The 26,535-nt window shown below is 37.6% G+C and carries 26 protein-coding genes; 20 read left to right on the top strand and 6 right to left on the bottom strand.

Annotation, left to right across the window (positions count from 1 at the left end; genetic code table 11):
* Positions 1-11 precede the first annotated feature (11 nt).
* The 9 genes from mnmE to ACW2QC_RS15435 all read left to right on the top strand — a co-directional run bounded on the left by mnmE (position 12) and on the right by ACW2QC_RS15435 (position 11,086).
* Positions 12-1,388: a tRNA uridine-5-carboxymethylaminomethyl(34) synthesis GTPase MnmE gene (gene mnmE, locus ACW2QC_RS15475; RefSeq protein ID WP_457544848.1), complete on the top strand. Its 1,377-nt coding sequence runs from the start codon at positions 12-14 to the stop codon at positions 1,386-1,388.
* 145 nt (positions 1,389-1,533) lie between these two features.
* Positions 1,534-3,420, top strand: a complete 1,887-nt coding sequence (mnmG, locus tag ACW2QC_RS15470) for a tRNA uridine-5-carboxymethylaminomethyl(34) synthesis enzyme MnmG (RefSeq protein WP_457544847.1) — start codon at positions 1,534-1,536, stop codon at positions 3,418-3,420.
* Positions 3,421-3,438: 18 nt separating this feature from the next.
* Positions 3,439-4,155 (top strand): 16S rRNA (guanine(527)-N(7))-methyltransferase RsmG, encoded by a 717-nt coding sequence (gene rsmG, locus ACW2QC_RS15465; RefSeq protein WP_457544846.1) that lies wholly within the window; start codon positions 3,439-3,441, stop codon positions 4,153-4,155.
* A gap of 217 nt (positions 4,156-4,372) precedes the next feature.
* A complete protein-coding gene (noc, locus tag ACW2QC_RS15460) occupies positions 4,373-5,233 on the top strand; it encodes a nucleoid occlusion protein (RefSeq protein WP_457544845.1) in 861 nt (286 codons plus the stop codon).
* A gap of 386 nt (positions 5,234-5,619) precedes the next feature.
* Positions 5,620-6,393, top strand: coding sequence for a ParA family protein (locus ACW2QC_RS15455; protein WP_106495694.1), 774 nt, complete (start codon positions 5,620-5,622; stop codon positions 6,391-6,393).
* Positions 6,374-7,213 carry a ParB/RepB/Spo0J family partition protein gene (locus tag ACW2QC_RS15450; protein WP_457544844.1) on the top strand — a complete coding sequence of 280 codons (840 nt, stop codon included), beginning with the start codon at positions 6,374-6,376 and terminating at the stop codon, positions 7,211-7,213. Before ACW2QC_RS15455 ends, ACW2QC_RS15450 begins: the two co-directional genes overlap by 20 nt.
* An 89-nt stretch (positions 7,214-7,302) precedes the next feature.
* Entirely contained in the window at positions 7,303-8,457 is a 1,155-nt protein-coding gene (locus ACW2QC_RS15445) for an aminotransferase class V-fold PLP-dependent enzyme (protein WP_457544843.1), read from the top strand.
* 18 nt (positions 8,458-8,475) lie between these two features.
* A complete protein-coding gene (locus tag ACW2QC_RS15440) occupies positions 8,476-9,180 on the top strand; it encodes a DUF554 domain-containing protein (protein ID WP_457544842.1) in 705 nt (234 codons plus the stop codon).
* Positions 9,181-10,165: 985 nt separating this feature from the next.
* Positions 10,166-11,086 carry a hypothetical protein gene (locus tag ACW2QC_RS15435; protein ID WP_457544841.1) on the top strand — a complete coding sequence of 307 codons (921 nt, stop codon included), beginning with the start codon at positions 10,166-10,168 and terminating at the stop codon, positions 11,084-11,086.
* A 207-nt stretch (positions 11,087-11,293) separates the two neighbouring features.
* On the opposite strand, the gene yyaC is transcribed toward ACW2QC_RS15435, so the two are convergent.
* Complete coding sequence (gene yyaC, locus ACW2QC_RS15430; protein WP_457544840.1) at positions 11,294-11,920, bottom strand: spore protease YyaC; 627 nt, start codon at positions 11,918-11,920, stop codon at positions 11,294-11,296.
* 89 nt (positions 11,921-12,009) lie between these two features.
* On the opposite strand from yyaC, the gene ACW2QC_RS15425 reads away from it, so the two are divergent.
* The 7 genes from ACW2QC_RS15425 (at position 12,010) to rpsR (ending at position 16,807) form a co-directional block, all read left to right on the top strand.
* Positions 12,010-13,020, top strand: a complete 1,011-nt coding sequence (locus tag ACW2QC_RS15425) for a YkvI family membrane protein (RefSeq protein ID WP_457544839.1) — start codon at positions 12,010-12,012, stop codon at positions 13,018-13,020.
* 117 nt (positions 13,021-13,137) lie between these two features.
* Entirely contained in the window at positions 13,138-14,043 is a 906-nt protein-coding gene (locus ACW2QC_RS15420) for a mechanosensitive ion channel family protein (RefSeq protein ID WP_457544838.1), read from the top strand.
* Positions 14,044-14,061: 18 nt separating this feature from the next.
* Positions 14,062-14,259 (top strand): DUF951 domain-containing protein, encoded by a 198-nt coding sequence (locus tag ACW2QC_RS15415; RefSeq protein ID WP_106495700.1) that lies wholly within the window; start codon positions 14,062-14,064, stop codon positions 14,257-14,259.
* A 206-nt stretch (positions 14,260-14,465) separates the two neighbouring features.
* Positions 14,466-15,566 carry a redox-regulated ATPase YchF gene (gene ychF / locus ACW2QC_RS15410; protein WP_457544837.1) on the top strand — a complete coding sequence of 367 codons (1,101 nt, stop codon included), beginning with the start codon at positions 14,466-14,468 and terminating at the stop codon, positions 15,564-15,566.
* Between the two features lie 214 nt (positions 15,567-15,780).
* Positions 15,781-16,071, top strand: a complete 291-nt coding sequence (rpsF, locus tag ACW2QC_RS15405) for a 30S ribosomal protein S6 (RefSeq protein WP_457544836.1) — start codon at positions 15,781-15,783, stop codon at positions 16,069-16,071.
* Between the two features lie 15 nt (positions 16,072-16,086).
* Positions 16,087-16,557 (top strand): single-stranded DNA-binding protein, encoded by a 471-nt coding sequence (gene ssb / locus ACW2QC_RS15400; RefSeq protein WP_106495703.1) that lies wholly within the window; start codon positions 16,087-16,089, stop codon positions 16,555-16,557.
* 19 nt (positions 16,558-16,576) lie between these two features.
* Positions 16,577-16,807 carry a 30S ribosomal protein S18 gene (rpsR, locus tag ACW2QC_RS15395; protein ID WP_457544835.1) on the top strand — a complete coding sequence of 77 codons (231 nt, stop codon included), beginning with the start codon at positions 16,577-16,579 and terminating at the stop codon, positions 16,805-16,807.
* 226 nt (positions 16,808-17,033) lie between these two features.
* Here rpsR and ACW2QC_RS15390 read toward each other — a convergent pair whose 3' ends face one another.
* The 5 genes from ACW2QC_RS15390 to ACW2QC_RS15370 all read right to left on the bottom strand — a co-directional run bounded on the left by ACW2QC_RS15390 (position 17,034) and on the right by ACW2QC_RS15370 (position 20,275).
* Positions 17,034-17,570: a cysteine hydrolase family protein gene (locus ACW2QC_RS15390; protein WP_457544834.1), complete on the bottom strand. Its 537-nt coding sequence runs from the start codon at positions 17,568-17,570 to the stop codon at positions 17,034-17,036.
* A gap of 102 nt (positions 17,571-17,672) precedes the next feature.
* Positions 17,673-18,287, bottom strand: coding sequence for an ATP-binding cassette domain-containing protein (locus tag ACW2QC_RS15385; RefSeq protein ID WP_457544833.1), 615 nt, complete (start codon positions 18,285-18,287; stop codon positions 17,673-17,675).
* Positions 18,288-18,302: 15 nt separating this feature from the next.
* Positions 18,303-18,974, bottom strand: coding sequence for a molybdate ABC transporter permease subunit (modB, locus tag ACW2QC_RS15380; RefSeq protein ID WP_457544832.1), 672 nt, complete (start codon positions 18,972-18,974; stop codon positions 18,303-18,305).
* 21 nt (positions 18,975-18,995) lie between these two features.
* Positions 18,996-19,775, bottom strand: coding sequence for a molybdate ABC transporter substrate-binding protein (gene modA / locus ACW2QC_RS15375; RefSeq protein WP_457544831.1), 780 nt, complete (start codon positions 19,773-19,775; stop codon positions 18,996-18,998).
* Positions 19,775-20,275 (bottom strand): DUF1189 family protein, encoded by a 501-nt coding sequence (locus tag ACW2QC_RS15370; RefSeq protein WP_457544830.1) that lies wholly within the window; start codon positions 20,273-20,275, stop codon positions 19,775-19,777. The genes modA and ACW2QC_RS15370 overlap by 1 nt, the downstream gene beginning before the upstream one ends.
* A 934-nt stretch (positions 20,276-21,209) precedes the next feature.
* Between ACW2QC_RS15370 and ACW2QC_RS15365 the strand changes: the two genes are divergently transcribed.
* The 4 genes from ACW2QC_RS15365 to dnaB all read left to right on the top strand — a co-directional run bounded on the left by ACW2QC_RS15365 (position 21,210) and on the right by dnaB (position 26,166).
* Positions 21,210-22,157, top strand: a complete 948-nt coding sequence (locus ACW2QC_RS15365) for a YybS family protein (protein ID WP_457544829.1) — start codon at positions 21,210-21,212, stop codon at positions 22,155-22,157.
* Positions 22,158-22,184: 27 nt separating this feature from the next.
* On the top strand, positions 22,185-24,158 hold the full coding sequence (locus ACW2QC_RS15360) for a DHH family phosphoesterase (RefSeq protein ID WP_457544828.1): 1,974 nt from the start codon (positions 22,185-22,187) through the stop codon (positions 24,156-24,158).
* Complete coding sequence (gene rplI, locus ACW2QC_RS15355) at positions 24,155-24,601, top strand: 50S ribosomal protein L9 (RefSeq protein WP_457544827.1); 447 nt, start codon at positions 24,155-24,157, stop codon at positions 24,599-24,601. Before ACW2QC_RS15360 ends, rplI begins: the two co-directional genes overlap by 4 nt.
* A 194-nt stretch (positions 24,602-24,795) precedes the next feature.
* The gene (gene dnaB / locus ACW2QC_RS15350) at positions 24,796-26,166 is read left to right on the top strand and encodes a replicative DNA helicase (protein ID WP_457544826.1); all 1,371 of its coding nucleotides are present in this window, start codon (positions 24,796-24,798) and stop codon (positions 26,164-26,166) included.
* The last annotated feature ends 369 nt before the right edge of the window (positions 26,167-26,535 follow it).

Here is a 26,535-nt window from a genome sequence, read left to right as displayed (position 1 = left end):
AGGTGAAAGAGATGGAGACAGATACAATTACGGCAATTTCGACACCGATTGGTGAGGGTGCAATTGCGATTGTTAGGTTAAGTGGTCCAATGGCAGTTGCTATAACGAATGATTTATTCCAGGGTAATGATTTGCTTCATGTCCCGTCACATACAATGAATTACGGTAAAATAATTGATCCGCAAACAGGTGAAATTGCGGAAGAAGTGATGGCGTCGGTAATGCGCGCACCAAAAACATTTACTCGTGAAGATGTAGTTGAAATTAATTGTCATGGTGGCATGGTATCTGTTAATCGCGTGTTGGAGATTATTCTTAGTAAGGGTGCACGTTTAGCAGAACCAGGTGAATTTACTAAGCGCGCATTTCTAAACGGACGAATTGATTTATCACAGGCTGAGGCGGTAATGGATTTAATTCGTGCTAAGACAGATAAAGCAATGTCTGTCGCACTAAAGCAAATGGATGGACGCTTATCAGGGTTAATCCAGCGTTTACGGCAGGAATTGCTTGAAACAGTGGCACATGTTGAAGTGAATATCGATTATCCTGAATATGATGACGTAGAAGAGATGTCTCATGACATGATGCGTGAGAAAACGAAAAAAGTGCATGATGAAATCGAACAACTCTTACAGGTAGCTAAACAAGGGAAAATTTTACGTGAAGGTTTAGCAACAGCAATCATCGGCCGCCCGAATGTAGGAAAGTCATCATTAATGAATGCACTTGTTCAAGAGAATAAAGCAATTGTTACGGAAGTGGCTGGTACAACTCGTGATATCATAGAGGAATATGTAAATGTTCGTGGTGTTCCATTAAAATTAGTTGATACAGCTGGGATTCGTGAAACAGAAGATATTGTCGAGAAAATAGGTGTTGAACGATCAAGGAAAGTATTAACAGAGTCAGATCTTATCTTATTTGTGTTAAATTATAATGAGGAGCTGACAAAAGAAGACGAGAAGTTATTTACAGCAGTTCAAGGATTGGATTATATTGTCATTATTAATAAAACAGATTTACCGCAAAAACTTGATCTTAACAAGGTAACAAGTCTGGCTGAAGGGAATCCAGTTCTAACAACGGCTTTGATCAATGAAGCAGGAATCGATGAATTAGAAGCCGCTATTGCGGAAACATTTTTTGCTGGAGATATAGATACAGGAGATTTAACATATGTCTCGAACGTTCGACATATTCAATTGCTAAAACAAGCGAAGCAAGCGTTGGAGGATGCTATGCAAGGCTTAGAAATGGCAATGCCTTTAGATATCGTTCAAATCGATGTTACAAGAACATGGGAGTTTTTAGGAGAGATAATTGGAGATACTGCTAGTGACAGTTTAATTGATCAGTTGTTCTCACAATTTTGTTTAGGAAAATAAGTAGTAGCGCAGTACGAACCGAGCGTGGCTATTGGAATAGTTAATTTCTAGAGGTTGTTCAAAAGTCACCAAATAATAAGTGGTGCCTGCTTCTAATTTGGCAACTTTTTGAACACGCACTTTTAGATAGAAAGGATGAAAAATTATGGTATATGATGCAGGACATTATGATACAATCGTCATCGGTGCTGGCCATGCTGGATGCGAGGCGGGGGTTGCTGCCGCAAGAATGGGCGCGAAAACGTTAATGCTAACCCTTAATTTAGATATGATCGCCTTTATGCCTTGTAATCCATCACTTGGTGGTCCAGCCAAGGGTATTGTTGTACGAGAAATCGATGCACTTGGCGGTGTCATGGCTAAAGTTATCGATAAGACATATATTCAAATGCGTATGTTAAATACTGGGAAAGGCCCGGCTGTACGTGCTTTGCGCGCACAAGCTGATAAGCCTTTATATATTCGTGAAATGAAACAAACATTAGAAAATGAAGAAAACCTTACACTCCGTCAAGGAATGGTTGATCAACTAATCATTGAAGATGGTGTATGTAAAGGGGTAATAACGGAAACCAAAGCTGCCTATCATGCAGAGAACGTTATTATAACAACTGGTACGTTTATGCGTGGGAAGGTGCTTATGGGAGATCTGGAATATGAGAGTGGGCCAAATAATCAACGTCCATCCATCAAGCTTTCTCAGCATTTAGAGGAATTAGGATTTGAAATTACGCGTTTTAAAACTGGAACACCACCACGGGTAAATAGTCATACAATTGATTACTCGAAAACAGAGATTCAACCGGGTGATGAGAAACTACAAGGATTTTCTTATGAAACGACAGAATTTATTACGGATCAAATTCCTTGCTGGTTAACGTATACAAATGAGTTCACACACCAAGTTATTAATGATAATTTAGGACTTTCAGCAATGTATTCTGGAGCAAAACGCGGAACAGGTCCACGTTATTGCCCGTCAATTGAAGATAAAGTTGTTCGCTTTAATGATAAACCACGCCATCAAGTATTCCTAGAACCTGAAGGCCGGGAAACGGAAGAAGTTTATGTGCAGGGTTTATCAACATCATTACCGGAATCTGTTCAACATGAAATGGTTAAATCGGTTCCAGGTCTAGAAAATGCGGAAATTATGCGTGCCGGATATGCAATAGAATATGATGCGATTATCCCTACACAGCTTTGGCCAACACTAGAAACAAAAAAAATCCCTGGACTTTTTACAGCTGGTCAAATCAACGGAACGTCAGGATATGAAGAGGCAGCAGCACAGGGGATGATGGCAGGAATTAATGCTGCAGCTAAAGTGTTAGGCAAGGATCCATTAATTTTAGATCGTTCACAGGCTTATATTGGTGTTTTAATCGATGACCTTGTAACAAAGGGAACAAAAGAGCCATACCGCTTACTAACGTCACGTGCAGAATATCGTTTGTTATTGCGCCATGATAATGCAGATATACGGTTAACAGAAATCGGCTATAAACTTGGCTTGATTAAAGAGGAACGCTATCAAAAATTTATTGAGAAAAATCGTTTAGTTGAGCAAGAGAAGGATCGATTACGGAAGATCATCATTAAACCGAATGAAAATGTTCAAACATTACTGCGTGAAGCAAATGCTACACCACTAAAAGAGGCTGTTAGGGCATCTGATTTATTAAAACGACCAGAGATGTCGTATGAAATGATAGAACAGGTAATCGAACCAGACAACACTTTACCAACTGATGTAAAAGAACAAGTAGAAATACAAATCATGTATGAAGGATATATTAAGAAAGCAAACGACCAAGTAGAACGCATGTTAAAAATGGAAGATAAAAAAATTCCGGAAAATCTTGATTATGATGATGTTAGTGGTATTGCCACAGAAGCAAGGGAAAAACTTAAAAAGGTACGCCCACTTTCCGTCGGCCAAGCATCAAGAATTTCGGGTGTGAATCCATCTGATGTATCTATTTTACTCATCTATATTGAGCAGGGGAAAATAGCTCGGGTAGCCAACTAATTTTGAGGAGACGTCAATATGAATCCAGAACAATTTGTACGTGAATTACAAAAACATGGTATTGAACTTAATGAAACACAGGTCAACCAATTTTCTATTTACTACAAAACATTAGTAGAATGGAATGAAAAAATTAACTTAACAGCATTAACAACAGAGCAAGATGTTTATTTAAAGCATTTTTTTGATTCCATTTCTGCAGCGTTTTATTATGATTTCACCAAAGATATGCATATTTGTGATGTGGGTGCTGGTGCTGGATTCCCAAGCATCCCACTCAAAATATGTTTTCCAAATTTAAAGGTAACAATCGTTGATTCATTAAAGAAACGAATCGGTTTTCTTCATCATTTAGCAACAGAACTTAATATAAGGGATGTTGCGTTTTATCATGATCGTGCTGAAAACTTTGGGAAAAATCCACAATTTAGAGGAACCTTTGATATAGTTATGGGGCGTGCAGTGGCTCGCATGTCTGTTTTAAGTGAATTGTGTTTACCACTTTGTAAAAAAGATGGTGTATTCATTGCCATGAAAGGTGCACAAACGGAGGCAGAATTATCAGATGCGGAATCTGCAATTGAGCAATTGGGTGGTGCCATAAACGATATACATACATTTTATCTACCAGAGGAACACAGTGAACGATCCATTGTTTTGATAGATAAGAAACGTAAAACACCAGGCAAGTACCCACGAAAAGCAGGGGTACCGAACAAAAACCCTTTAGCTTAAGTCGTTTTATTTTATCTTCCCATACTTTTCTAGTTCTATATATGGTAAAATAAGACCAAGGATGAAATAATGATAGATTAGAAGTTATGTATACACTCCATTTATATGATATTTTTAGTATTATACCTATCATGCTACGAAAAATGTTCCACGTGAAACAATTCTATTTTGTATCCATGATGAGCAAAGTTTTTTTAGATTAAAGGTGGTGTCTGATGTGTTGCAACCTTTTAACCGCATATTTGGTATAGGGGAAAAATCAGATTCTGAAGCAGGAGAAGAAGAAACGTATCATCCAGATGAAGTTATTCAGATTGCTGTAAAAAATATTGAACCAAACCGTTTTCAACCAAGATCCATATTTAATGAAGAGAAAATCAAGGAATTAGCGCAAACCATACATACACATGGGATGATTCAGCCAATCGTTGTCAGAAGACTAGATGAGGAATCCTATGAGCTTATTGCTGGTGAACGAAGATGGCGTGCTGTTCAATTATTGGAATGGGAAACGGCTCCTGTAATTATTCGTGAAATGACTGATGCAGAAACAGCCTCAGTTGCATTGATCGAAAACTTACAACGTGAAGAGCTGACGGTAATTGAGGAAGCCACTGCATATGCAAAGTTATTGGAACTTCACTCATTAACACAAGAAGCGCTTGCACAGCGACTAGGTAAAAATCAATCGACAATTGCGAACAAACTGCGATTGTTAAAGTTACCAGAAAGTGTTCAAATGGCACTGCTGGAAAAGTCAATAACTGAACGACATGCCCGTGCATTAATTAAGCTAAGAGATGATGCAAAGCAGGAAAAAATTTTACAAGAGATTCTCGAAAAGGATTTGAATGTAAAACAGACGGAAGAGCGAATTGCAAAATTGGATGGAGCGAAAGAGGATAAGAAACGCAAGCGTCCTAAATTAAAGGGTGTGAATAAGGATATCCGAATTGCCATGAATACTATCCGACAATCGTTAAGCATGGTGTCTGATACAGGTATTGATGTAGAAACAGATGAAGAGGACTTAGATGAATACTATCAAATTACCATCAAGATCCCAAAAAAGAAATAATTCCTTCCTACTAATTCTACCCATCTTTACATGATGGGTATTTTTGAATCTATTTTTCTAAATGGCTATCGACACAGTGAAAATTCTCTTTCGGGACGTTTTTTGCTCTAATGATGTTGAGTGCTTGGAATCCGCTCCGGCAGAATACTTCGCTTTCCGGAACGGCGGGAAAGCAATTTCTTAGTTGTGTCACAGTTCAAATACGAAATTAAAAAGCAACAAACAATGCGAAACCATCCTTCTAAATAAACATACGATTTATTCTAGCAAGGTTTACAAAAACAACAATTCAATTACTTTTTCATAATAAAGTTAAAAATAGTAGTTCTTCCTAGCAAAAGAATGATAAAATGATAGATATAGAGTTATTTTAGGTAGGTGACAACATGGGTAAAACAATCGCCATAGCAAATCAAAAGGGTGGTGTTGGAAAGACAACATCGTCGGTTAATTTAAGTGCGTGTTTGGCGTATATGAATAAAAAAGTATTGCTTGTTGACATTGACCCGCAAGGAAATGCCACAAGTGGTGTGGGAATCAATAAAGCAGACATGGATCAATGCGTTTATAATGTACTTGTTGAGGATCTACCTGCCGAAGAAGTTTGTGTTTCCTCAAACGTAGAAAATTTGGATGTCATTCCTGCTACTATTCAATTAGCAGGAGCAGAAATAGAATTAGTACCAACCATTTCTCGGGAAATTCGTTTGAAAAAGTCATTAGATAGTCTAAAAGATAAATATGACTATATTATTATTGATTGTCCTCCATCACTGGGACTGTTGACGATAAATGCACTCACATCCTCTGATACGGTATTGATTCCAGTACAATGTGAGTATTACGCGCTGGAAGGTCTTAGCCAGCTGTTAAATACCATACGTTTAGTTCAAAAACATTTAAATAAGGATTTAATGATCGAAGGCGTATTATTAACGATGCTTGATGCACGAACCAATCTAGGATTACAAGTAATAGAAGAAGTGAAAAAGTACTTTCAAGACAAAGTATATCAGACAGTCATTCCAAGAAACATTCGATTAGGGGAGGCTCCTAGTCACGGTCAACCGATCATTACTTATGATCCGAAATCAAGAGGTGCTGAAGTATATCTTGAATTAGCGAAGGAAGTGATGAATAGTGGCGAAAGGGTTAGGTAAAGGTATTAATGCACTTTTTCCAGAAATAGAAGAGGAAAAAGATGAAGCAAATATTATTGAGATATTGATTAGTGAATGTAGGCCAAATCCTTATCAACCTAGAAAAACATTTCATGCCGATGCAATAGAGGAGTTAAAAGAGTCAATTCTCCAATATGGCATTATTCAGCCATTAATAGTACGGGAAAGTATTAAAGGCTATGAGATTGTTGTTGGTGAAAGGCGATTTCGTGCAGCAAAAGAAGCTGGCTTAGAGCGTATTCCGGTAATTGTAAAAGATTTAACAGATGAAAAAATGATGGAGCTAGCCTTACTGGAAAATTTGCAGCGAGAAGACTTAACACCAATTGAAGAGGCACATGCCTACGCTAATTTAATGAATGAATTAAACATTACCCAAGAAGTTTTATCACAGCGGCTAGGGAAGAGTAGGTCACATATAGCTAATATCGTTCGACTGCTTTCGTTACCTGATCAAGTCATTGCTTATATTAACAATGGCGAACTCTCGATGGGCCATGGTCGTGCTTTGCTTGGTTTAAAGGATAAAAGCAAGGTTATTCCATTCGTGAACAAAATACGTCAAGAAAAACTAAATGTCCGTCAAGTTGAAAAGCTAATTATGGAATTAAATAGCAAACCCGTGAAGAAAAAGGAGAAACCAAAAAAGGATATCTTTTTACAAGAACGGGAGTCAATGCTACGTGATCGATTTGGCACCTCTGTAAAAATACAACGTGGAAAACGAAAAGGTAAGATTGAAATTGAGTTTTATTCAGATGATGACTTGGAAAGAATTATTGAGTCATTGGAAGTTTAATCAGGGAAATTACAAAGACTGACTTGTGTAGTATACGAATGTCAGTCTTTTTCTATATCCTAATGCAAATATAGTTAGGAGGGATTGGTATGATTTATTTCGATCAGGCTGCATCGTCTTTTCCAAAACCGCCAGAAGTGGCTGAGGCAATGGTTCGTGTTATGAATGAATGTGGGGCAAATCCTGGGAGGGGAGGACATGCTCTAGCAAGGCAAGCTGCTACATATATTGATCAAACAAGAATGAAAGCTGCTTCCTTATTTGGCTGCAGTGATCCGAAAAAAGCACTATTTTACCAGAATGCTACTGTAGCGTTGAATCAAGCGATAAAAGGATTACGATGGCGAAAAGGGGACCATATTATTTCAACGTCATTTGAACATAATTCCATTCGCCGTCCACTTGAATACATAAAAAATAAATATGGGGTTCACGTAACCTATTTGGAGTGGAGGGGAAACGAAACTGACTTTATTCATGATGTTGCAAAAGCAATACAACCAGAGACAAAATTAATTGCTATGACACACGCATCTAATGTTACGGGTACACTTATGCCACTTACTGATGTCATGGAACTAGCGCAACAGAATAGTATTTTGACATTAGTGGATGCCTCACAAACAGCTGGACATTTATCGATAAACATGAAAACACAAGGGATCGATATGTTGGCAATTCCAGGTCATAAAGGATTGTTAGGACCACAAGGAACAGGGATGTTGCTAGTAGAAGGTGACATTGAATTAGCGCCCATTCACCATGGTGGCACAGGGAGCTTTTCAGAAAGTCCAAATCAGCCGGAACAATGGCCAGAAAAATTGGAAAGTGGAACATTAAACACACCTGGTATAGCAGGACTTTACGAAGCGTTATGTATCTATGAACGAAGAAAAAATGAAAATGTTCCACGTGAAACAATCTTAGCAAAACAACTGTATCAAGGATTAACAAAAATAGCAGGTGTAGCATGTTATGGGCCGGATGAAAATGAACAGCGAATGCCAATCGTTGCTTTCAATGTATCTAATGTTGATTCACAGGAAATAGCAATGATTCTAGATTCTCATTATAATATTGCAGTACGGGCTGGGCTACATTGCAGTCCATTGACACATGAAATGTTGGAAACGATGAGCCAGGGTGTTGTAAGGGCAAGCCTAAGCATATATAATACGGAAAAAGAAGTTAATAGCTTTCTCGAAGCAATAGCAGAAATAGCAGCAGCTTATAGTGAATTTTAACAGGTTGGGGATGTGGCAATGGTCTTATTCGGGACACTAGTAAATGGGGTTTGTATAATAGTCGGAAGTTTAATTGGTTTATTTTTTACGAAAATACCTGAACGTTATAAGGAAACAGTTATGCACGGAATTGGACTGGCAGTTATTTTAATAGGGTTACAAATGGCCTTCCAAGCAGATTATATTGTTGTTGTTCTTTTAAGTCTATTAAGTGGTGCAATCTTGGGAGAGCTTATTCACCTTGAAGAAGGATTAAACCGCTTAGGTAATTGGATAGGTAGTAAATTCACGACAACAAATGATGATTTCAGTGTTGCTCAAGGATTTATAACTGCATCACTTATCTTTGGTATTGGTGCGATGTCTGTAATTGGGGCATTAGATAGTGGGATAAGAGGCGACCATGAGATATTAATCACAAAAGGAATCATTGATGGCTTTGTCGGGCTTGTGTTAACAACAACATTAGGATATGGCGTTATTTTCTCAGTGTTACCAGTAGTAATCTATCAGGGATCAATTGCATTGTTAGCAACACAAATAGAGAATTGGCTACCCGAGGCGTTTTTAGATGGATTTATTATTGAAATAACTGCAGTGGGGGGCCTTCTTATCTTGGCAATCGGTTTAAATCTACTAAAACTAACTAATATCCGGGTTGGCAATCTATTACCATCACTAGTAACAGTAGGAATTATTTATTATATTTATCAGCTAGTATGAATGTTTTTATATGGCAAAATGTCGTTAATAAATGACTTCATACTCATGTCACTATTTTATTAACTGTTACTCAACTTTCGCAGGTCAAAATAAAGATATAACCCTTTGTAAAATTGGGTTAGTACGGAATTCATTGCTGTATTTGACTTCAGTATTGTACAAATGTAATAAGAGTTATGCGGCCGTTGCCTTCCACGAAAGGTGACAGCTTTCCGCGGGCACGGCTTCAGCCTCCTCGGAAGAAACCCACTTCCTGCGGGGTCTTCAGACACGTGCTTTTCCCGCAGGAGTCAGTCACCTTTCGTTCCAGGCAACTAGTGTAGTGCTTTATAATAGTGAATGCTTTATTAGTCATACATGTATAAAGAATAAAGACGAAGCAAGAAAAGTCATATGATTAACTGCACATACTCCAGCAACCATTAAGATAAATATAGTACTGAAAAGAGTTCGTTGCTGAAAAAAATTATGACCGCTTATGCTAGCATCTTGAATATACGTAGACTCCAGTGGGAAGTAAGAGATCGGCGAGACCCCGCAGGACAAGGAAAGCTACGTCAGCACTACACCGCACGCAGAAAAAGCGATTTTCTTTTTCAAGGACGACAGTCCGAGGAGGCTCGACACTCGCCCGCGGAAAGCGAAGTATATTCAAGATGCGGTATTTCGACAACCTACTTCTATAAAAATTGAACCTTTTCAGTAGGTTCTTAAGGATTTTATTGTCAAAAATACTATCTTAGGTGACTTTAAGTACAATCTTAAACTAAGTGCATTACTTTTTTAGAGGTGCGAAAGTTGAGCTGTTACTTTAGAAAGAACCAATCAAAGTTTGATTAAGATATTGAACAAAAGAGTGCGTTACTTAAATAAAGAATTGCACCTTGATCAATTAAAGGGACAGTTAATCAATAACTTTAGAAGACTAACAATAAGAATAATGTGAAAAACTGACCATATCCTCTAATTAAGGGAGGGCATGGTTATGGTCAAAAAAATTGTTATTGGTATTGCCTTAATAATAATTATTTTTTGTGCTACTTTGGTATTTGCAAACAACTCAAGTGAATCGGGAAACGCTAAGTCTGATGAACAAATAGAAAGTGAATTAGTAAAAAGTATGGAAGAAACTAAAAAAGAAAAAGACAAATTAGAACAATTGTTTACAAGAAGTTCAAAAGAATTAATGGACAAAGGATACGGTGAGGTAGGACTAAGTTATTCTAATGAAGATCGTATTTTAACCGTTCAAGTTAAGGATAAGGATTTTTTAGAGTCAAATAAGAGCCAAATTGAAAATATAATATCTAATACTACAAAAGAGGTAGGTTTTAATGATTTTGATATAAGGTTTAGGATAGTAGACAGGAATATTTCCCAAAATAAAGAGGATGAGTCAATACATAATGTTTCAAATATAGTGTCGGATGTACTAAAGAATGAGGGATATAATAACCATTCTTATTCAATATCAGTTAAACCGAAGAAGGAAATCATAATTGAAGGAACAGATAATAATTTTGTAGGTAATGCTGAACTTGAAAAACTCATTTCTAATACCATTTTGTCAGATACAAATATGAATTTTACAGTTCAATTAACAAAGAAAAGTGAAAGTGAGATAAGAGATCAGGAATGGCATCCCATATTTACTGCAATAAGAGAGGAAATAAATAAGAAGTTTAAAGAATATAGAGGATTTGCTTCTTCATTCCATCCGCAACCATTACAAATTATTATCAAAACAAAAATAAATAATAGCTGGTTCGGGAATTCTGATGAAAAAGTTAAGGAAATTGAAAAATACGTAGATAAAATAATTGAGTTGAAATTAGAGGAATTATCTATTGAAGAAATTCCTTATGAAATAATTATAAGGGATAAAAATAATGAGAAAATTAATTAAAAAACTGAATAACAAAATAAGGATAAACGAAAACGCTTGGTATAAAATCCAAGCGTTTTTGTGTGTTATTTAGTGTGTTAATACTGCTGAGTTTTTATATGATATTCGACGTTGTTATTTAACATTTTCTCCACGTTATCTGAACTACTTACATTGCGAAAGGACCTTTTTATTAAAATCCCATTGTTTATGAAGCATTGTTAACTCTTAAATATCCGCAGTTGATTGTGTGATTTCTCGTGGTGAAAGAATGGCAGGCATTGGTTGGTTGCAGTGTAATTGTTGATCGATCTGGTCTAAAATAGCAACGATCTTTTTGGCCATTGCAACGACAATTGACAATCTAGTATTTTGTAAAATAGAGTATTCCATAAATCCACTAACATTAACAACACCGGTTATGTGTATGTCACCGACTGGTGGTAATGGTTTGTTCAATGCTGCTCCAGGCTTTATTGGCCCAATTCCGGTGATTAGTGACCCAACGGAATTGCTTTTTCCTAAACAAGCATCTACTGCAATGATATAAGGATTTTTATGTTGTTGGTTAATATGTTGGATATAACTATTTAGATTTGTGGCATGAACCGGGTCATTAAGAGTACCATATACAGTTATATGTTTTGGTTTTAACTCCGAAAAAAAAGTTCCAATAAACGGACCTAATGCATCACCAGTTGAACGATCTGTTCCGATACAAACAACGACATACTCAAATGGAAGTTCTGGGAGCCATGAGGTAATTTTTTCACACATTGTCTCAAGTAAGTCGGGGTCTGTGTATGCCATCCTAAAATCCTCATTTTTTCCTGCAAAACGCTTTTTTAGATTCATAGCTTATCCTCCACAAACATATTGGTATTAGTATACGGATTAAAAGTTTGAAGTATACATACACACTACAATTTATTGGAGGAAATCGAATGCTCAGAGCTGGACTTAAGTGGATGTTTTTAATTATTGGAACAACAATTGGTGCTGGATATGCATCCGGGAGGGAATTGTGGCAATTTTTCGGACATGAAAGTGGACTTGCTATTGTCTTGTTTGCAGTGTTTTTTTCAATGTCATGCTTTGTGATATTAAATTTAAGTCATGAGCGGAAGTCAACCGACTATTTGCCAATACTTCGCGATATTGTTGGAAGTAAACTGACAGGTGTTTACGATGTCATGATATTTCTGTATTTGTTTACGACAACTGTTGTGATGATTGCTGGAAGTGGGGCAACAGGACAGGCATTTAACTTTTCTTATTGGTGGGGTGTCTTTTTCATTGTAATTGCACTTATTCTTTTGTTCCTTAAAGATATCAGTGGTATTTTATCTATCAATCAACTTATATTACCGCTTTTACTCGGTGGTTTGTTATATATATTGTTTTTGTTTACATTTGACCAGGACTTGGCACTTTTCTCGCATTGGCATGAACAGCGGAATTGGACAGCTGCTTTTCCGTTTACAGCTTTAAATATCCTTCCATTAATTGCTGTATTGGGTGCGATCGGTAACAAGGTTCGCACAAAAGGGGAAATATGGATTGCATGTATTGGTAGCGGTCTAATCTTAGGGGTTATTTCGTATGTATATAATAATAGTTTAATACAAATTGCTGATGAGCTTCTTTTATATGAAATTCCGTTGTTTGCTATTTTAAAACATTATCCATTTGGAATGCTCATCCTTATGTCAATTTTGCTATGGTTTGCTATTTTTACAACAGCAGCCTCAGGAGTATTGGGGATAGTTACTAGGCTGCAGAGCTATTTAAATATCCCCTTATGGCTGTTAGTCTTATTAATTTTAATTGTAATGGTTCCGTTAACGACGTTGGGTTTTTCTACATTAATTACGTATGTTTATCCAATTTATGGACTGCTTAACTTGTATGTTTTAACCCGACTTTTATTATATCCAATGTGGAAAAATAGATAATAGGTCGTGATGCTCATGAGTTTGCTTCTCTCTTTCAAATTAGCGTATATTGTTGTAAACTTTATTCATATATGGAAAGGTATCCATTACGAATTCATAGGTTTTGGAGGTCTTAATTTGGATGAAGTTAACAAATTTTGGGAGTATATAACGGGTCCTGATTTATGGCTAACCATAGCAGAAGGCTTTATTAAAATTGTTCTTGTAATTGTGTTGGCCATGTTAGTAGTTCGGGTCGGGAAAAATGTTATTGAGCGATTATTCAAAAATAAACAACGCGGTCCTTTTAGAATAACAGAACGAAGAGAAACAACGCTTAAAAAGTTAGTTCAAAACACACTAACATATACCGTTTATTTTGCTGCCCTAATTATGATACTTGATAATGTATTTGGGTTTAGAGTAGGAGCACTATTAGCTGGTGCTGGTGTAGCCGGGCTTGCGATTGGGTTTGGTGCTCAAAACCTAGTTCGTGATATTATTTCTGGGTTTTTTATTATTTTTGAAGATCAATTTTCGGTAGGTGATTATATCAATACGTCTAATGTGGAAGGCACAGTAGAGGAAATTGGGATAAGAACCACGAAAATTATAAGTTGGACAGGCGAACAACATGTGATTCCAAATGGTAATGTGACACAGGTTACCAATTACTCTGTTCATAATGGGTTAGCTGTTGTAGATATAAACGTGCCATATGAGAGTGATATAGGTACTGCTGAAAAAATTATTGAAGACATGGCATTAGAATTACCTGATAAATATGAAGAAATAGTTGGTACTCCAGAAATTATCGGTGTACAGACATTAGAATTATCCCATTTCGTGATTCGTGTTATTGCTGAGACGTTACCGGTATATCAATGGGCTGGAGCTCGAATCATCCGAAAAGAGGTAAAAGAACGACTTTATAAAGAAGGTATTGAAATTCCTTCACCAAGATTAGTTATGTATTCACGAAATGAAGCACCGACTGCATTAGAAGCAGAGGGAGAAATGAGACGAGATCAAGAGACAAATTAGAAAGAAGGTTTTGATTGTATGGTAGATAAAGAGTTTGCTTTGCATGATATTGTTCAGATGAAGAAACAACATCCATGTGGGGAAAACCGCTGGAAAATTATTCGGATGGGTATGGACATTCGGATAAAATGTTTAGGCTGTGATCATAGTGTACTTATCCCTCGCAAGCAATTTTCTAAGAAACTTAAAAAGGTACTTGAAAAGGCTGAAGAATAAAACAGTAAAATTAATTTTTTTGCTTGAAAGTTTAACTTTGTGCCGTAGTTTAGATTAGAAAACGGAAATTTGGTCTAACTATTAGCAAAAATGAGCATATCGGAATGCTTATTTTTGCTTTTTGATTACTTGTCAAAATACGTGCTTGTATTATAATTGGTATGGAACGCGTTCATTGAATGGAATCCTTAAGGAGTGAAAGTTGAATGTCTTTAACAGCAGGAATTGTCGGACTTCCAAACGTTGGGAAATCCACGTTATTTAATGCAATTACCCAAGCGGGTGCAGAAGCGGCGAATTACCCATTTGCAACGATTGACCCGAACGTAGGGATTGTAGAAGTTCCAGACGATCGCTTAAATAAATTAACTGAATTAGTAAACCCGAAAAAAACCGTACCAACAGCATTTGAGTTCACCGATATTGCTGGTATTGTGAAAGGCGCTAGTAAGGGGGAGGGATTGGGGAACCAATTTTTATCCCACATTCGCCAAGTTGATGCAATTTGTCAAGTTGTTCGTTGCTTTGAAGATGAGAACATTACTCATGTATCTGGCAAGGTTGATCCAATTTCTGATATTGAAATTATTAACTTGGAATTAATTTTGGCTGACTTAGAAACAGTCAATAAACGCTATCAACGAGTGGAGAAACTAGCTAGACAAAAGGATAAGGAAGCTGTACTTGAGTATGATGTACTTACTAAATTAAAAGCGGGTTTTGAAGAAGAAAAGCCTGCACGCGCATTGGAACTTACGGAAGATCAATGGAAAATTGTGAAAGGTCTACATTTGCTGACAAGCAAGCCAACGCTATATGTAGCAAACGTCAGTGAAGATGAAGTTGCCGATACTGAAGGAAATGAATATGTCCAAAAGGTTAAAGATTATGCTGCCAAAGAAGGTGCGGAGGTAATCGTTGTTTGTGCGAAAATTGAGGAGGAAATTTCCGAGTTAGATCAGGATGAAAAGGAAATGTTTCTTGAAGATTTGGGGATTACGGAATCAGGTCTGGACAAGCTCATTAAAGCTTCCTATAGCTTACTAGGCTTAGCAACGTACTTTACAGCTGGTGAGCAGGAAGTGAAAGCATGGACATTTCGTAAAGGCATAAAAGCACCACAGGCAGCAGGGATTATTCACACAGACTTTGAACGTGGATTTATTCGTGCAGAAACCGTATCATATGGTGATCTTATGGATGCTGGTTCAATGGCACATGCACGTGAAAATGGGAAAGTTCGATTGGAAGGCAAGGAGTATTTGGTGCAAGACGGGGATGTTATTCATTTCCGGTTTAATGTGTAAAAGGCGGAAGTGTGCTTTGGTTCTGTAATAAACGGTATAACGTATAATTTGGATTCTCTCGAAAAGTTGTTTTTTCATAGAAGGTTTGGTATAATACACTATTGTGAGTAATTACTAACGGATTACTCCTTGCTCTTATTGAGAAAAGTACATGCATCAATGTCTGTGCTTTACAATAAATAGGGGCCGCTAAGACCAAAAGGAGGTGTAACGGATGACTAAATATGAAATCATGTACATCATCCGCCCAGACATAGAAGAGGAAGCGCAAACAGCTTTGATTGAGCGTTTCAACAAAATTCTAACTGATAATGGCGCGGAGATTGCAAAAGTTGATGAAAAAGGCAAAAAACGCCTTGCATATGAAATTCAAGACTTTCGTGATGGATATTATGTAGTGATTAATTTCTCTGGTGATGAAACTGCAATTAATGAGTTTGATCGTCAAGCGAAATTCACGGATGATATTATTCGTCATATGGCAATTCGAGAAGAAGATCAATAATAAGGGGTGGTTCTGATGTTGAATCGTGTCGTACTTGTCGGCAGATTAACGAAGGATCCGGATTTACGTTATACACCAAACGGCGTGGCAGTAGCCAATTTTACGTTAGCTGTTAATCGACCATTTTCCAATCAACAAGGAAACCGTGAAGCGGATTTCATTAATTGTGTTGTATGGCGTAGACCAGCTGAGAATCTTGCCAACTATATGAAAAAAGGTAGTATGGTAGGTGTAGACGGCCGTGTTCAAACACGTACATTTGAAGGACAAGATGGAAAAACAGTTTTTGTTACAGAAATTGTAGCAGATAGTGTACAATTTTTAGAATCAAAAGGATCTTCTCAGAATAAAGGTCAAGGGGCACCTAGCTTCCAACCGAATCAGAATCAAAATCAGAACCAACAGAATCAAAATCAAAACCAAGGGAACCCATTTGGTAATAGTGGAGAACCCATCGATATATCAGACGATGATTTACCATTCTAGAGAATAAGGAGGGGTATTTATGGCAGCTCGTCGCGGACGTGCAAAACGTCGTAAAGTGTGTTATTTCACAGCGAACGGAATCACACACATCGACTACAAAGATGTTGATTTACTAAGACGTTTCATTTCAGAGCGTGGAAAAATTCTTCCTCGTCGTGTTACAGGAACATCTGCAAAATATCAACGTAAATTGACTAGAGCAATCAAACGTGCTCGTACAATGGCATTATTGCCTTATGTATCAGAGTAATTAAAAAAGCCTTTTCGCAGTATGCTTTTACATGCGAAAAGGTTTTTTGTTAATACGCTATTTCCTCATTTATATTAACTAGTTTTTGGACGTTGTTATCAAATGTAATGAATAGCCATCCCTGTAATCCGGGTATAGCCTTTGCATTTTTGATTAGAACCATAATTGACACCTCCTAATAACGTGATAATGTGGTGGATTATGATCATTAATGCATTTTTGCTTGTTATTTAATAAGATTATACATCTCCACATATTCATCAAAGTCCAATACCTCAATAACATCCGACCAATGCAGAACTGTTCCGACAAAATCCCTAATGTCCAATCCTTTCATTTCATATGTTTCACCAGTATTGACTGTGCCTGTTGCATCTTCAATGAATGTAACTTTATACCCACGATCGAATGCTGAAATAGCGGTAAACATACAGCAAAATTCGGTATTAAATCCTGTAATAAATAGGTGATCTACATCTAAATTTTGTAATGTATTTGCTAATTCCGTATTGAAGAAAGAACTTGGTGTATTCTTCTCTAATGTATAGTCCGCATAATCCTTTAATGATTGATGAAGCTTTGAACCATTAGATCCGTTGTATAATGGACTTTCTTCTATATCATCAAGATGCTTCATAAAAATTACCGGGCTACCGTCTTCTTTAAAGTCCTTAATAATAGTCTCCATTCGTGCTAGTTCTTCTTGAAAATTGCCTTGATTAACAATACCATTCTGAACATCAATAACTAATAATGCCTTCATGTTTTCACCTGCTTATATTATGATACGTATACACTTCGATACGTCAAGAGTGTTTTCCTGCATAATAGGTGAGGTTTGTGAATGGGATGGTTTCTGAATTACTCATACTAGTTTCCCTTGCTCAATCTGTAAAATACGATTACCCAACTTTTCAGCCTCTCCATAATCATGTGTAACCATGATTATTGGTATTTTCCACATTTGGTGTAGTCGGAGTAATTCGTTTTGGCATTCTTGTCGTGTTTTATCATCCAGTGCTGAAAATGGCTCGTCCAGTAAAAGAGCTTCTGGTTTTGTAGCTAGTGCACGTATCAAAGCAACACGTTGTTTTTCTCCGCCTGAAATTTGCCGTGGATAGCTATCTAATAGCCGTTCAATACCGATTACGTCCACCAGTTTATGAAGTAATGTTTCATCTTTCATGCCATACTTAATGTTTTTCTCAACTGTCATGTGCGGAAATAAGGCATAATCCTGAAATAAATAGCCGATATTTCGCTTTTGTACGGGGATTGGTTTCCTTTTTTCATCGTAAAGAGATCGATTGTTTAATATGATCTTACCTGAATCTGGATGGGAGAGTCCGGCGATACAATTGAGAATCGTTGTTTTTCCGGCACCAGATGGACCGAATAGCACAACAATTTCCTCGCCAATAGTAAATTCCAACTCAATTGAAAAGTTTTTCAGCTTTTTCGTCATAGCTACAGAAAGCATGATGTATCCCGCCAATCACTTGTCTAATCTTAGTATGTTTCGTCCACTCCACCAGTTTAACCATAATATAGCGCTAAATCCTATAATAATAATACTGATCACCCAAAAAACCGCTGTATCAGAGTTTCCACTTTCAACCGCAAAGTAGATTGCTAGTGGAATGGTTTCTGTTTTATTTGGTATGTATCCCGCAATCATAAGTGTAGCACCAAACTCGCCTAATGCACGGGCAAAGGTTAATACTAATCCTGCTAGAAGCCCGGGCCATGCTAAAGGAAAGGATATTGTCCAGAATACTTTCCATTTGGAAGCTCCCATCGTCAATGCGGCATTTTCAATATTTTGATCATAGTTTTGAAAAGCAGCAGACGCACTTTGATACATTAATGGAAATGCGACAACCGTTGCTGCAACCACTGCGCCTACCCATGTAAACACAATCTGGAAATCAAACCATTGCAATAAAATACTGCCAATCGGGCCATTTTTGCCAAACAAATATAGTAAGCCAAAGCCAACAACAGTAGGTGGTAATACTAATGGCAGCATTAACACCGATTCAATTATGCGTTTACCTGGGAAATGACTGCGTGCCAAGATCCTCGCAAATACGATGCCGAAGACAAGGACAATGCAGGTCGCTATACCCGCTATCTTTAAGGATAATAGAAATGGAGTATAATTCATTTACACCAACCTCGTTTATAACTAGTTATTTGTAAATCCATAATCGGCTAATGTTTTTTGAACGTGGTCACTTGTTAAAAATGTAACAAAGTCCTTTGCAGCCTCGGTATTATTACTTGTACTTGTGACAGCACCTGGATAAACAATAGGCGTGTACCAGTCAGCCTTAGCCTCTGCCAGTATGTTAACATTGTCTGAACGCAAGATATCACTACCATAAACAAAACCAATCGCTGTATTGCCTGATTCTACATAGGAGAGAACTTGTGTCACATCTTTTGCATAAACAAATTGATCGGTAAGCGTATCCCACTTATCTATATGTTGGAGAACTTCTTTTGCGTAGCTCCCAGCAGGTACACTTTTAGGGTCTCCAATTGCAATTTGACCAATAGTAGGTTGGATAGATGTGAATGAATCCATTTGCAAATGAGCATCCTTTTTTCCGATCATCACGAGCGTATTCTTGGCAAAATCTATTCTTGTATCTTGTAAAATAAGTTTTTCATTTTCTAAAACATCCATCCATTTTTGGTTCGCTGATAGAAATACATCAACAGGAGCCCCTTGTTGAATTTGCTGGGCCAGTTTGCCTGATCCACTGAAATTAAATGAAATCGTCACATTGGGGTTCTTTTCCTCATATTCCTTACTAATTTCTTTCATCGCACCTGATAAACTAGCTGCAGCTGAGACAAAAATTTCTGTCGTACCGGTATCGGAATCAGCGGAATCTGTCTGATCGCAACTAGCAAGAAACGGAAGAAGTAAACAGGTTAACAAAAGCAATATGCGTTTCATTATCGAATCCTCCCCGGCCGTTTTTTGCGTCTAGGATATATCGTAATAATTTTCACCATTAAAATAAATGTATATCCTAAAAACAACCATAGCCACTTATCGCTTATTGGAAAAATGAAGGCGATAAGTGTATAGAGAAGGAAGGGAATTGTTGTCGTATAGGCACACATTTTCCAAAGAATTGCAAAGCGAATTTTACGATGTAATGTTCGACTGATCCATGTACCAATATAGGCAACTGCGGAGAGCATGACAAATACAAATATCACTAATGGGAGATAATAAAAAATAAAAAAATAGACCAGCAAGAAAAACAATTGCAGATTGGCTCCAGCTCCACTAGAGGTTGTCAGCTGATCAATTAACGATGGAAGCGAGACAATTAGCAGTAGAATAAACATATAGACTACTGTAACGTCCATTCCAATCCTATTTAATTTAAACATTGCGTTTTTGGTCGGCAATTTAATACTATGTTTAAATGCTTCAAAAAAAGTCATGCATATTCATCCTTCGAGTAAAAATATACGATCTCTTCCATTATAATAAAAAACGCCGGAAAATGCGCTAGTTGTCTTTTATCTATTTAAAAAGCTGTCTTCAAAAGGATTGTGGTTTTCTTACTCAATAGATATATTATGTGCAATAGTGAATATTACAAGGACTTCAATTGTTCTAATTAACAGAGGTGCTTGAATACGCTCCGCCAGAATACTTCGCTTTCCGCGGGCACGACTTCAGCCTCCTCGAGAAAACCACTCTGCGGGGTCTTCAGCTCGTGCTGTTCCCGCAGGAGTCTTCGTATTCTATCTCCGCTGATAAGAATTTTCTGGATTGTGAGTAGTTGTTAATGATTTTAATATTAAGTGGCTTTCTTCTCCCACGGACAGAAAATCAGACTTAGGCTTGGGGGAAATGCGAGACTCCTGTGGGAAAGGAACTGTCTGAAGACCCCGCAGTGAGCGGTTTTTGCTCGCGAGGAGGCTGGAGGCTGAAGCGTTCCCCGCGGAAAGCGAGTATTTCCCCCAAGCCGCGATTTCCACTCATCTTCTAAAGAATGAGAGGAAGTCACATAAAAGTTACTGCGCATAATATAGAAATTACGAAATTTAAAAAGCAGCAAACATTACGAAAAGTGACTTGAGAAGAGATCTGAGCATACTAACAATTGCCCGGGAAATACTTTTTCTACAATTTTCAACACCAAATTGCTTATGAAAAATGTTATCATATTATAACAGGATAAATATGACGTAAGCCTGCAACTATAATCGAACATTCCTATTGTAAGAAGTATTTGGGTTGCTGGTCGATGAGCAGGTCGTGTTTTGGGACTTGCGTGATGGTAGTCATGGTTTACGTATTGTTAGCTAAATAGAAACTAAATTTATACTTTTTTACTTTTGTTGCAACAAAATATAAGAGGTGCAGTTAATGAATCGATCAAAATTACTTACCGATGGGGCACTATTAATAGCCATTTACATCGTATTATTATTAATCGCAATGTTTGTTCCATTAATTGAATTTGTCGCTACATTTCTTTTGCCGGTACCAATTATTATCTTTGCTTCTAGATATGATTGGAAACCGTCACTATTAATGTTGGCGGTAGCGCTTATACTATCTTCTTTATTTGCCACCATCTTTTCGTTGCCAGTTACGATACTAATGGGGCTCGGCGGTATTATGATTGGTAGTGCAATGTATAGTGGTCTATCTGCTTATGAAACATGGGCGCGAGGTGCAGTCGGATTTGTAGTTGGATTGGTATTTGTCATTTTACTTAGTCAGTTAGTGTTTGACGTGAATTTGTTAGAAGAAATTGATGTGATGATTGACCAATCCATGCAAATGAGTCAGAATACGATGGAGCAATTTGGTTTTGCCGATCAGGTGGCGGAGCAAATGGCGCTTGTCGAGGAACAAATGGAAATGCTTAAAAATTTGATTCCGGTTGGGATCGCAGTTATTGGTATTTTACTGGCGCTTATTGGCCAATGGGTTAGTTACAAAGTTATTAATCGATTAGAAAATAAGAATTTTCACTTTCCACCGTTTCGTCAACTAAAATTGCCGGTATCGCTTGTTTGGATCTACTTTTTTGCATTGATTTTTACATTTTTTGAATTAGATCAAAATGGTATGTTATATCTAGCAGTAAATAATGTCCTTATGTTAGTAGGGATGTTAATGGTGATCCAAGGATTTTCATTGATATTTTTCTACGCATATCAGAAAAACAAGTCAAAGGCATTGCCAATAGGTAGTGTTGTTTTGACAATACTTATGCCATTTCTGTTCCTTTATATTGTGCGGATTTTAGGTATAATTGATATAGGTTTCAATCTACGAGACCGGATCTCACAAAATGGAAAATAGAACGGATTAGGTTGTGGAGTGAATTCAATGCCAGACTTACAAAAAAAGCCCGCGCTTAGCAGACATTTATGGATTATTTATTTATTATCAATCATTTTGCTAGGCGTTATATGGTATTACCAATGGATATTGGGGCTGTTAATGACGCTTTTTCTAGCAGCATCGTTTTACTACAGTATCCAAACAGAGAAAACAATTATAAATGAGACGGAAGAATACATCTCGACGCTATCCCACCGAATTAAAAAAGTTGGTGAGGAGGCGTTATTAGAAATGCCGATTGGAATTGTCCTTTACAATGACGATTTTTTCATCGAATGGGCGAATCCATATATGAACAATTTTGCTGAGGAAGATACACTGGTCGGGAAATCACTAAACTTGTTGTCAGAGGATTTAGTACCGATGATTAAAGAAGCGAAAGATGAAATAGGCTTCGAGTTAGAGGGTTATAAATTCCAAACAGTTGTTAGGAAAGAAGAGCGTTTGTTATATTTCTTTGATCGGACGAAGCAAAATGAAATTCAAACACTTTATCAGAATGAGCAAACCGTGTTGGCGATCATCTTTTTAGACAATTATGAGGAAATCACACAAAATATGGATGATACCTTCAAAAGTCAGTTAAACTCAAAAGTTACATCTGTTTTGAATAATTGGTCACACGCATATGGAATCTATTTGAAACGGACATCACAGGAACGATTTTTAGCGGTTGGGACGAAAGAGATTCTACAGAAATTAGAAAAGACTAAGTTTGATATTCTTGATGAAGTAAGGGAATTGAATACGGAACAAAATATCCCTGTTACGATCAGTATCGGAGTTGGGTATGGGAATATGGGTCTTCCAACTCTTGGCGAACTTGCTCAATCAAGTCTTGACCTGGCATTGGGCCGTGGAGGCGACCAGGTAGCAATTAAAGATGATTCCGGTAAGGTGCGTTTCTATGGTGGTAAAACAAATCCAATGGAAAAACGCACAAGGGTACGGGCACGTGTTATCTCCCACGCATTAAAAGAACTTGTGAAAGAGAGTGACAATGTCATTATCATGGGTCATAAATCCCCTGATATGGATTCACTTGGCGCAGCTATTGGTATTTTAAATATCGCAAAGGCAAATGAAGTAGAAGGCTATATTGTTTTTGATCCTGACGATGTGGACACAGGTGTTTATCGGATGGTTGATGCCATTAAAGCAGAGGAAAGCCTATGGAAACATTTTATTGAGCCGGAAGAAGCGGAGGCACTTGTATCAAGCAGGAGCCTGGTAGTTGTTGTTGATACCCATAAACCTTCTATGGTAGCGGATGAGCGCTTATTGAATAAAACGGAATTCAAGGTAGTTATTGACCATCATCGTCGTGCTGAGGATTTTGTTGACAATCCAACGCTTGTTTATATGGAACCATATGCGTCATCAACTGCTGAATTGGTAACAGAACTATTGGAATACCAGCCGAAAACATTGAAACTTAAAATGCTGGAAGCCACAGCATTGCTCGCAGGTATTATTGTCGATACGAAAAGCTTTACATTGCGAACAGGTTCTCGAACGTTTGATGCTGCTTCATATTTACGTTCTAAGGGTGCTGACACCGTATTAGTACAACAATTTATGAAAGAAGATTTGAAGTTATATATTAAGCGGAGTAAATTAATTGAACGTGCACAGACATATAATCATTCGGTTGCGATTGCCAAGGGGAAACCAGAGGAAATATATGGTCCTGTACTAATTGCCCAAGCAGCTGATACACTTTTAACGATGAGTGGAATTAATGCCTCATTCGTTATTTCTGAACGGGAAGATGGTAGAATTGGAATAAGTGCCAGGTCTCTAGGTGACGTCAATGTTCAAATTATCATGGAAAAAATGAATGGCGGCGGTCATTTAACAAATGCAGCTACACAAATTGAAGACACAACAATTGACGATGCAGAAGCATTATTAAAAGATATACTAGAGGAATATTTCGGAGGAGGAGAAACAGAATGAAGGTTATTTTCTTAAAAGATGTAAAAGGAAAAGGGAAAAAAGGCGATGTGAAAAATGTATCTGACGGTTATGCACGTAACTATTTATTAAAAAATAAGTTAGCCGAAGAAGCAACTAAAGGAAACATGAAGGCGTTAGATGCACAGAAAAAGAAAGCTGAGCAGGAAGAACAACAAGAAAAAGAAGATGCTATTGAATTAAAAGATACCTTGGCAGACCTAACGGTAGAGTTAACAGCAAAGTCAGGGGATAGTGGCCGGCTATTTGGCTCAATAACAAGTAAACAAATCGCAGAGGCACTTGAAAAGGCACATGGATATAAGATTGATAAACGTAAAATTGAATTAGATGAACCAATTCGGGCGTTAGGCTATACAACAGTTCCAGTTAAGCTTCATCCGGAAGTTTCTGGTTCGATTAAAGTACATGTAACAGAAAAGTAAACAAAATTCTTAAGGAAATCGGTGATAAGCCGATTTCTTTAAATTACGAGTATAAGAACGTATAAAATTTGAGGCGCTATTATGCTTATGGCAAATTCGGTGGGTCAAGTAATTGCAGACCCGGGACACCGCTTTTTAGTCTGTAAGGGCGCTTGCGCTTTTCTTAGTATAAACCTCTCTGGGAGGAAGAAAGAATGAATGAAAATTGGAATGATCGTACACCACCACATAATATCGAAGCGGAACAGGCGGTAATCGGTGCTATTTTCCTTGAACCGGATGCTTTTTCACAAGCATCAGAATTGTTGATGCCCGAGGATTTCTATCGTGCCAGCCATCAGCGTATATATGAAACGATGATGAAGCTTTCTGATCTTGGTGAGCCGATTGATCTTGTTACCGTAACGACCTCCTTATCAAATGCCAGGACATTGGACGAGGTTGGAGGGGTATCTTATTTAACAGATTTGGCAGGAAGTGTACCGACCGCTGCTAATATAGGATATTATAGTAAAATTGTGGAGGAAAAATCAGTATTACGTCGGTTAATTCGTACAGCAACTGATATTGTGACGACTGGCTTTACAAGGGAAGATGAGATTGAGGATGTTCTAAATGAAGCGGAAAAAAACATTCTAGAAGTTTCCCATCGACAAAACTCTGGAGCATTCAAATCGATAAAAGATGTGTTAATTGAAGTCTACGATGATATTGAAACACTGCATAATCATAAAGAAGATGTGACAGGCGTTCCAACAGGTTATCGTGATCTTGATCATATTACATCTGGCTTCCAACGTAACGATTTAATCATTATTGCTGCCCGTCCATCGGTTGGTAAAACAGCATTTGCGTTGAATATTGCGCAAAACGTGGCGATTAATACGGATGAAAATGTAGCGATATTTAGTTTGGAAATGGGCGCCGAACAACTTGTTCAACGGATGCTCTGTGCGGAAGGAAATATTGATGCCCAGCGTTTACGTACAGGAAGCTTGGAGTCAGATGACTGGAGTAAACTAACAATGGCGATGGGGAGCCTTTCAAATGCAGGGATCTACATCGATGATTCACCAGGCATACGTGTAAGTGAAATTCGGTCAAAATGCCGGCGCTTGAAGCAGGAACATGGGCTTGGCATGATTTTAATTGACTATTTACAACTCATTCAAGGAAGTGCGGGCTCTAGAGAGAACAGACAGCAAGAGGTTTCTGAAATTTCCCGTTCACTCAAAGGCTTAGCACGTGAGTTAAATGTCCCGCTTATTGCCTTATCACAGTTATCACGTGGTGTGGAGCAACGCCAAGACAAGCGTCCAATGATGTCTGACTTACGTGAATCAGGAAGTATTGAGCAAGATGCTGATATTGTTGGATTTTTATATCGTGATGATTATTATGACCAGGAATCAGAGAAGCAAAATATTATTGAAATTATTATTTCCAAACAGCGTAACGGCCCAGTTGGAACAGTTGAGCTCGCGTTTGTGAAGCAATATAACAAGTTCGTTGACTTGGACCACCGTTACCAAGAAAGTGATGTTCCACCACCAGTACCAGTTTAATAGTTTCGAAAACCAGTCTTGGTGTTATTGCGACAGGATCAGTTATCGAATAGAAAATAATAAATTGCATACGAATTAGGGTACCAATCGCACATCGATTAGTACCCATTTTTTCTTTGGTATAATAACGTTTATATCAATTTAAATAACAAAATATCATCGCAATCGTTATAGATGCTATTTTGTTCTATTTACACAGTTTGTTGCTATTTCTATAAAATGCGACATAGTGAAAATTTTCTTCGTGACGTTTTCTTTGGTTCTAATGATGATTGAGTGCTTGCATTTCGCTCCGGCAGAATACTTCGCTTTCCGCGGGCACGGCTTCAGCCTCCGAAGTGGAAAAACCGCCGCTGCGGGGTCTTCAGG

It is taken from the genome of Virgibacillus sp. FSP13 (genome assembly GCF_054048505.1).
This window is presented reverse-complemented; position numbering and strand designations above follow the sequence as displayed.

What these genes read in the sequence shown, in the direction of transcription:
- mnmE (WP_457544848.1), top strand. Translation starts at nt 12, where the DNA reads ATGGAGACAGATACAATTACGGCAATTTCGACACCGATTGGTGAGGGT.
- mnmG (WP_457544847.1), top strand. Translation starts at nt 1,534, where the DNA reads ATGGTATATGATGCAGGACATTATGATACAATCGTCATCGGTGCTGGC.
- rsmG (WP_457544846.1), top strand. Translation starts at nt 3,439, where the DNA reads ATGAATCCAGAACAATTTGTACGTGAATTACAAAAACATGGTATTGAA.
- ACW2QC_RS15455 (WP_106495694.1), top strand. Translation starts at nt 5,620, where the DNA reads ATGGGTAAAACAATCGCCATAGCAAATCAAAAGGGTGGTGTTGGAAAG.
- ACW2QC_RS15445 (WP_457544843.1), top strand. Translation starts at nt 7,303, where the DNA reads ATGATTTATTTCGATCAGGCTGCATCGTCTTTTCCAAAACCGCCAGAA.
- ACW2QC_RS15440 (WP_457544842.1), top strand. Translation starts at nt 8,476, where the DNA reads ATGGTCTTATTCGGGACACTAGTAAATGGGGTTTGTATAATAGTCGGA.
- ACW2QC_RS15435 (WP_457544841.1), top strand. Translation starts at nt 10,166, where the DNA reads ATGGTCAAAAAAATTGTTATTGGTATTGCCTTAATAATAATTATTTTT.
- yyaC (WP_457544840.1), bottom strand. Translation starts at nt 11,920, where the DNA reads ATGAATCTAAAAAAGCGTTTTGCAGGAAAAAATGAGGATTTTAGGATG.
- ACW2QC_RS15425 (WP_457544839.1), top strand. Translation starts at nt 12,010, where the DNA reads ATGCTCAGAGCTGGACTTAAGTGGATGTTTTTAATTATTGGAACAACA.
- ACW2QC_RS15415 (WP_106495700.1), top strand. Translation starts at nt 14,062, where the DNA reads ATGGTAGATAAAGAGTTTGCTTTGCATGATATTGTTCAGATGAAGAAA.
- ychF (WP_457544837.1), top strand. Translation starts at nt 14,466, where the DNA reads ATGTCTTTAACAGCAGGAATTGTCGGACTTCCAAACGTTGGGAAATCC.
- rpsF (WP_457544836.1), top strand. Translation starts at nt 15,781, where the DNA reads ATGACTAAATATGAAATCATGTACATCATCCGCCCAGACATAGAAGAG.
- ssb (WP_106495703.1), top strand. Translation starts at nt 16,087, where the DNA reads ATGTTGAATCGTGTCGTACTTGTCGGCAGATTAACGAAGGATCCGGAT.
- rpsR (WP_457544835.1), top strand. Translation starts at nt 16,577, where the DNA reads ATGGCAGCTCGTCGCGGACGTGCAAAACGTCGTAAAGTGTGTTATTTC.
- ACW2QC_RS15390 (WP_457544834.1), bottom strand. Translation starts at nt 17,570, where the DNA reads ATGAAGGCATTATTAGTTATTGATGTTCAGAATGGTATTGTTAATCAA.
- ACW2QC_RS15385 (WP_457544833.1), bottom strand. Translation starts at nt 18,287, where the DNA reads ATGCTTTCTGTAGCTATGACGAAAAAGCTGAAAAACTTTTCAATTGAG.
- modB (WP_457544832.1), bottom strand. Translation starts at nt 18,974, where the DNA reads ATGAATTATACTCCATTTCTATTATCCTTAAAGATAGCGGGTATAGCG.
- modA (WP_457544831.1), bottom strand. Translation starts at nt 19,775, where the DNA reads ATGAAACGCATATTGCTTTTGTTAACCTGTTTACTTCTTCCGTTTCTT.
- ACW2QC_RS15370 (WP_457544830.1), bottom strand. Translation starts at nt 20,275, where the DNA reads ATGACTTTTTTTGAAGCATTTAAACATAGTATTAAATTGCCGACCAAA.
- ACW2QC_RS15365 (WP_457544829.1), top strand. Translation starts at nt 21,210, where the DNA reads ATGAATCGATCAAAATTACTTACCGATGGGGCACTATTAATAGCCATT.
- ACW2QC_RS15360 (WP_457544828.1), top strand. Translation starts at nt 22,185, where the DNA reads ATGCCAGACTTACAAAAAAAGCCCGCGCTTAGCAGACATTTATGGATT.
- rplI (WP_457544827.1), top strand. Translation starts at nt 24,155, where the DNA reads ATGAAGGTTATTTTCTTAAAAGATGTAAAAGGAAAAGGGAAAAAAGGC.
- dnaB (WP_457544826.1), top strand. Translation starts at nt 24,796, where the DNA reads ATGAATGAAAATTGGAATGATCGTACACCACCACATAATATCGAAGCG.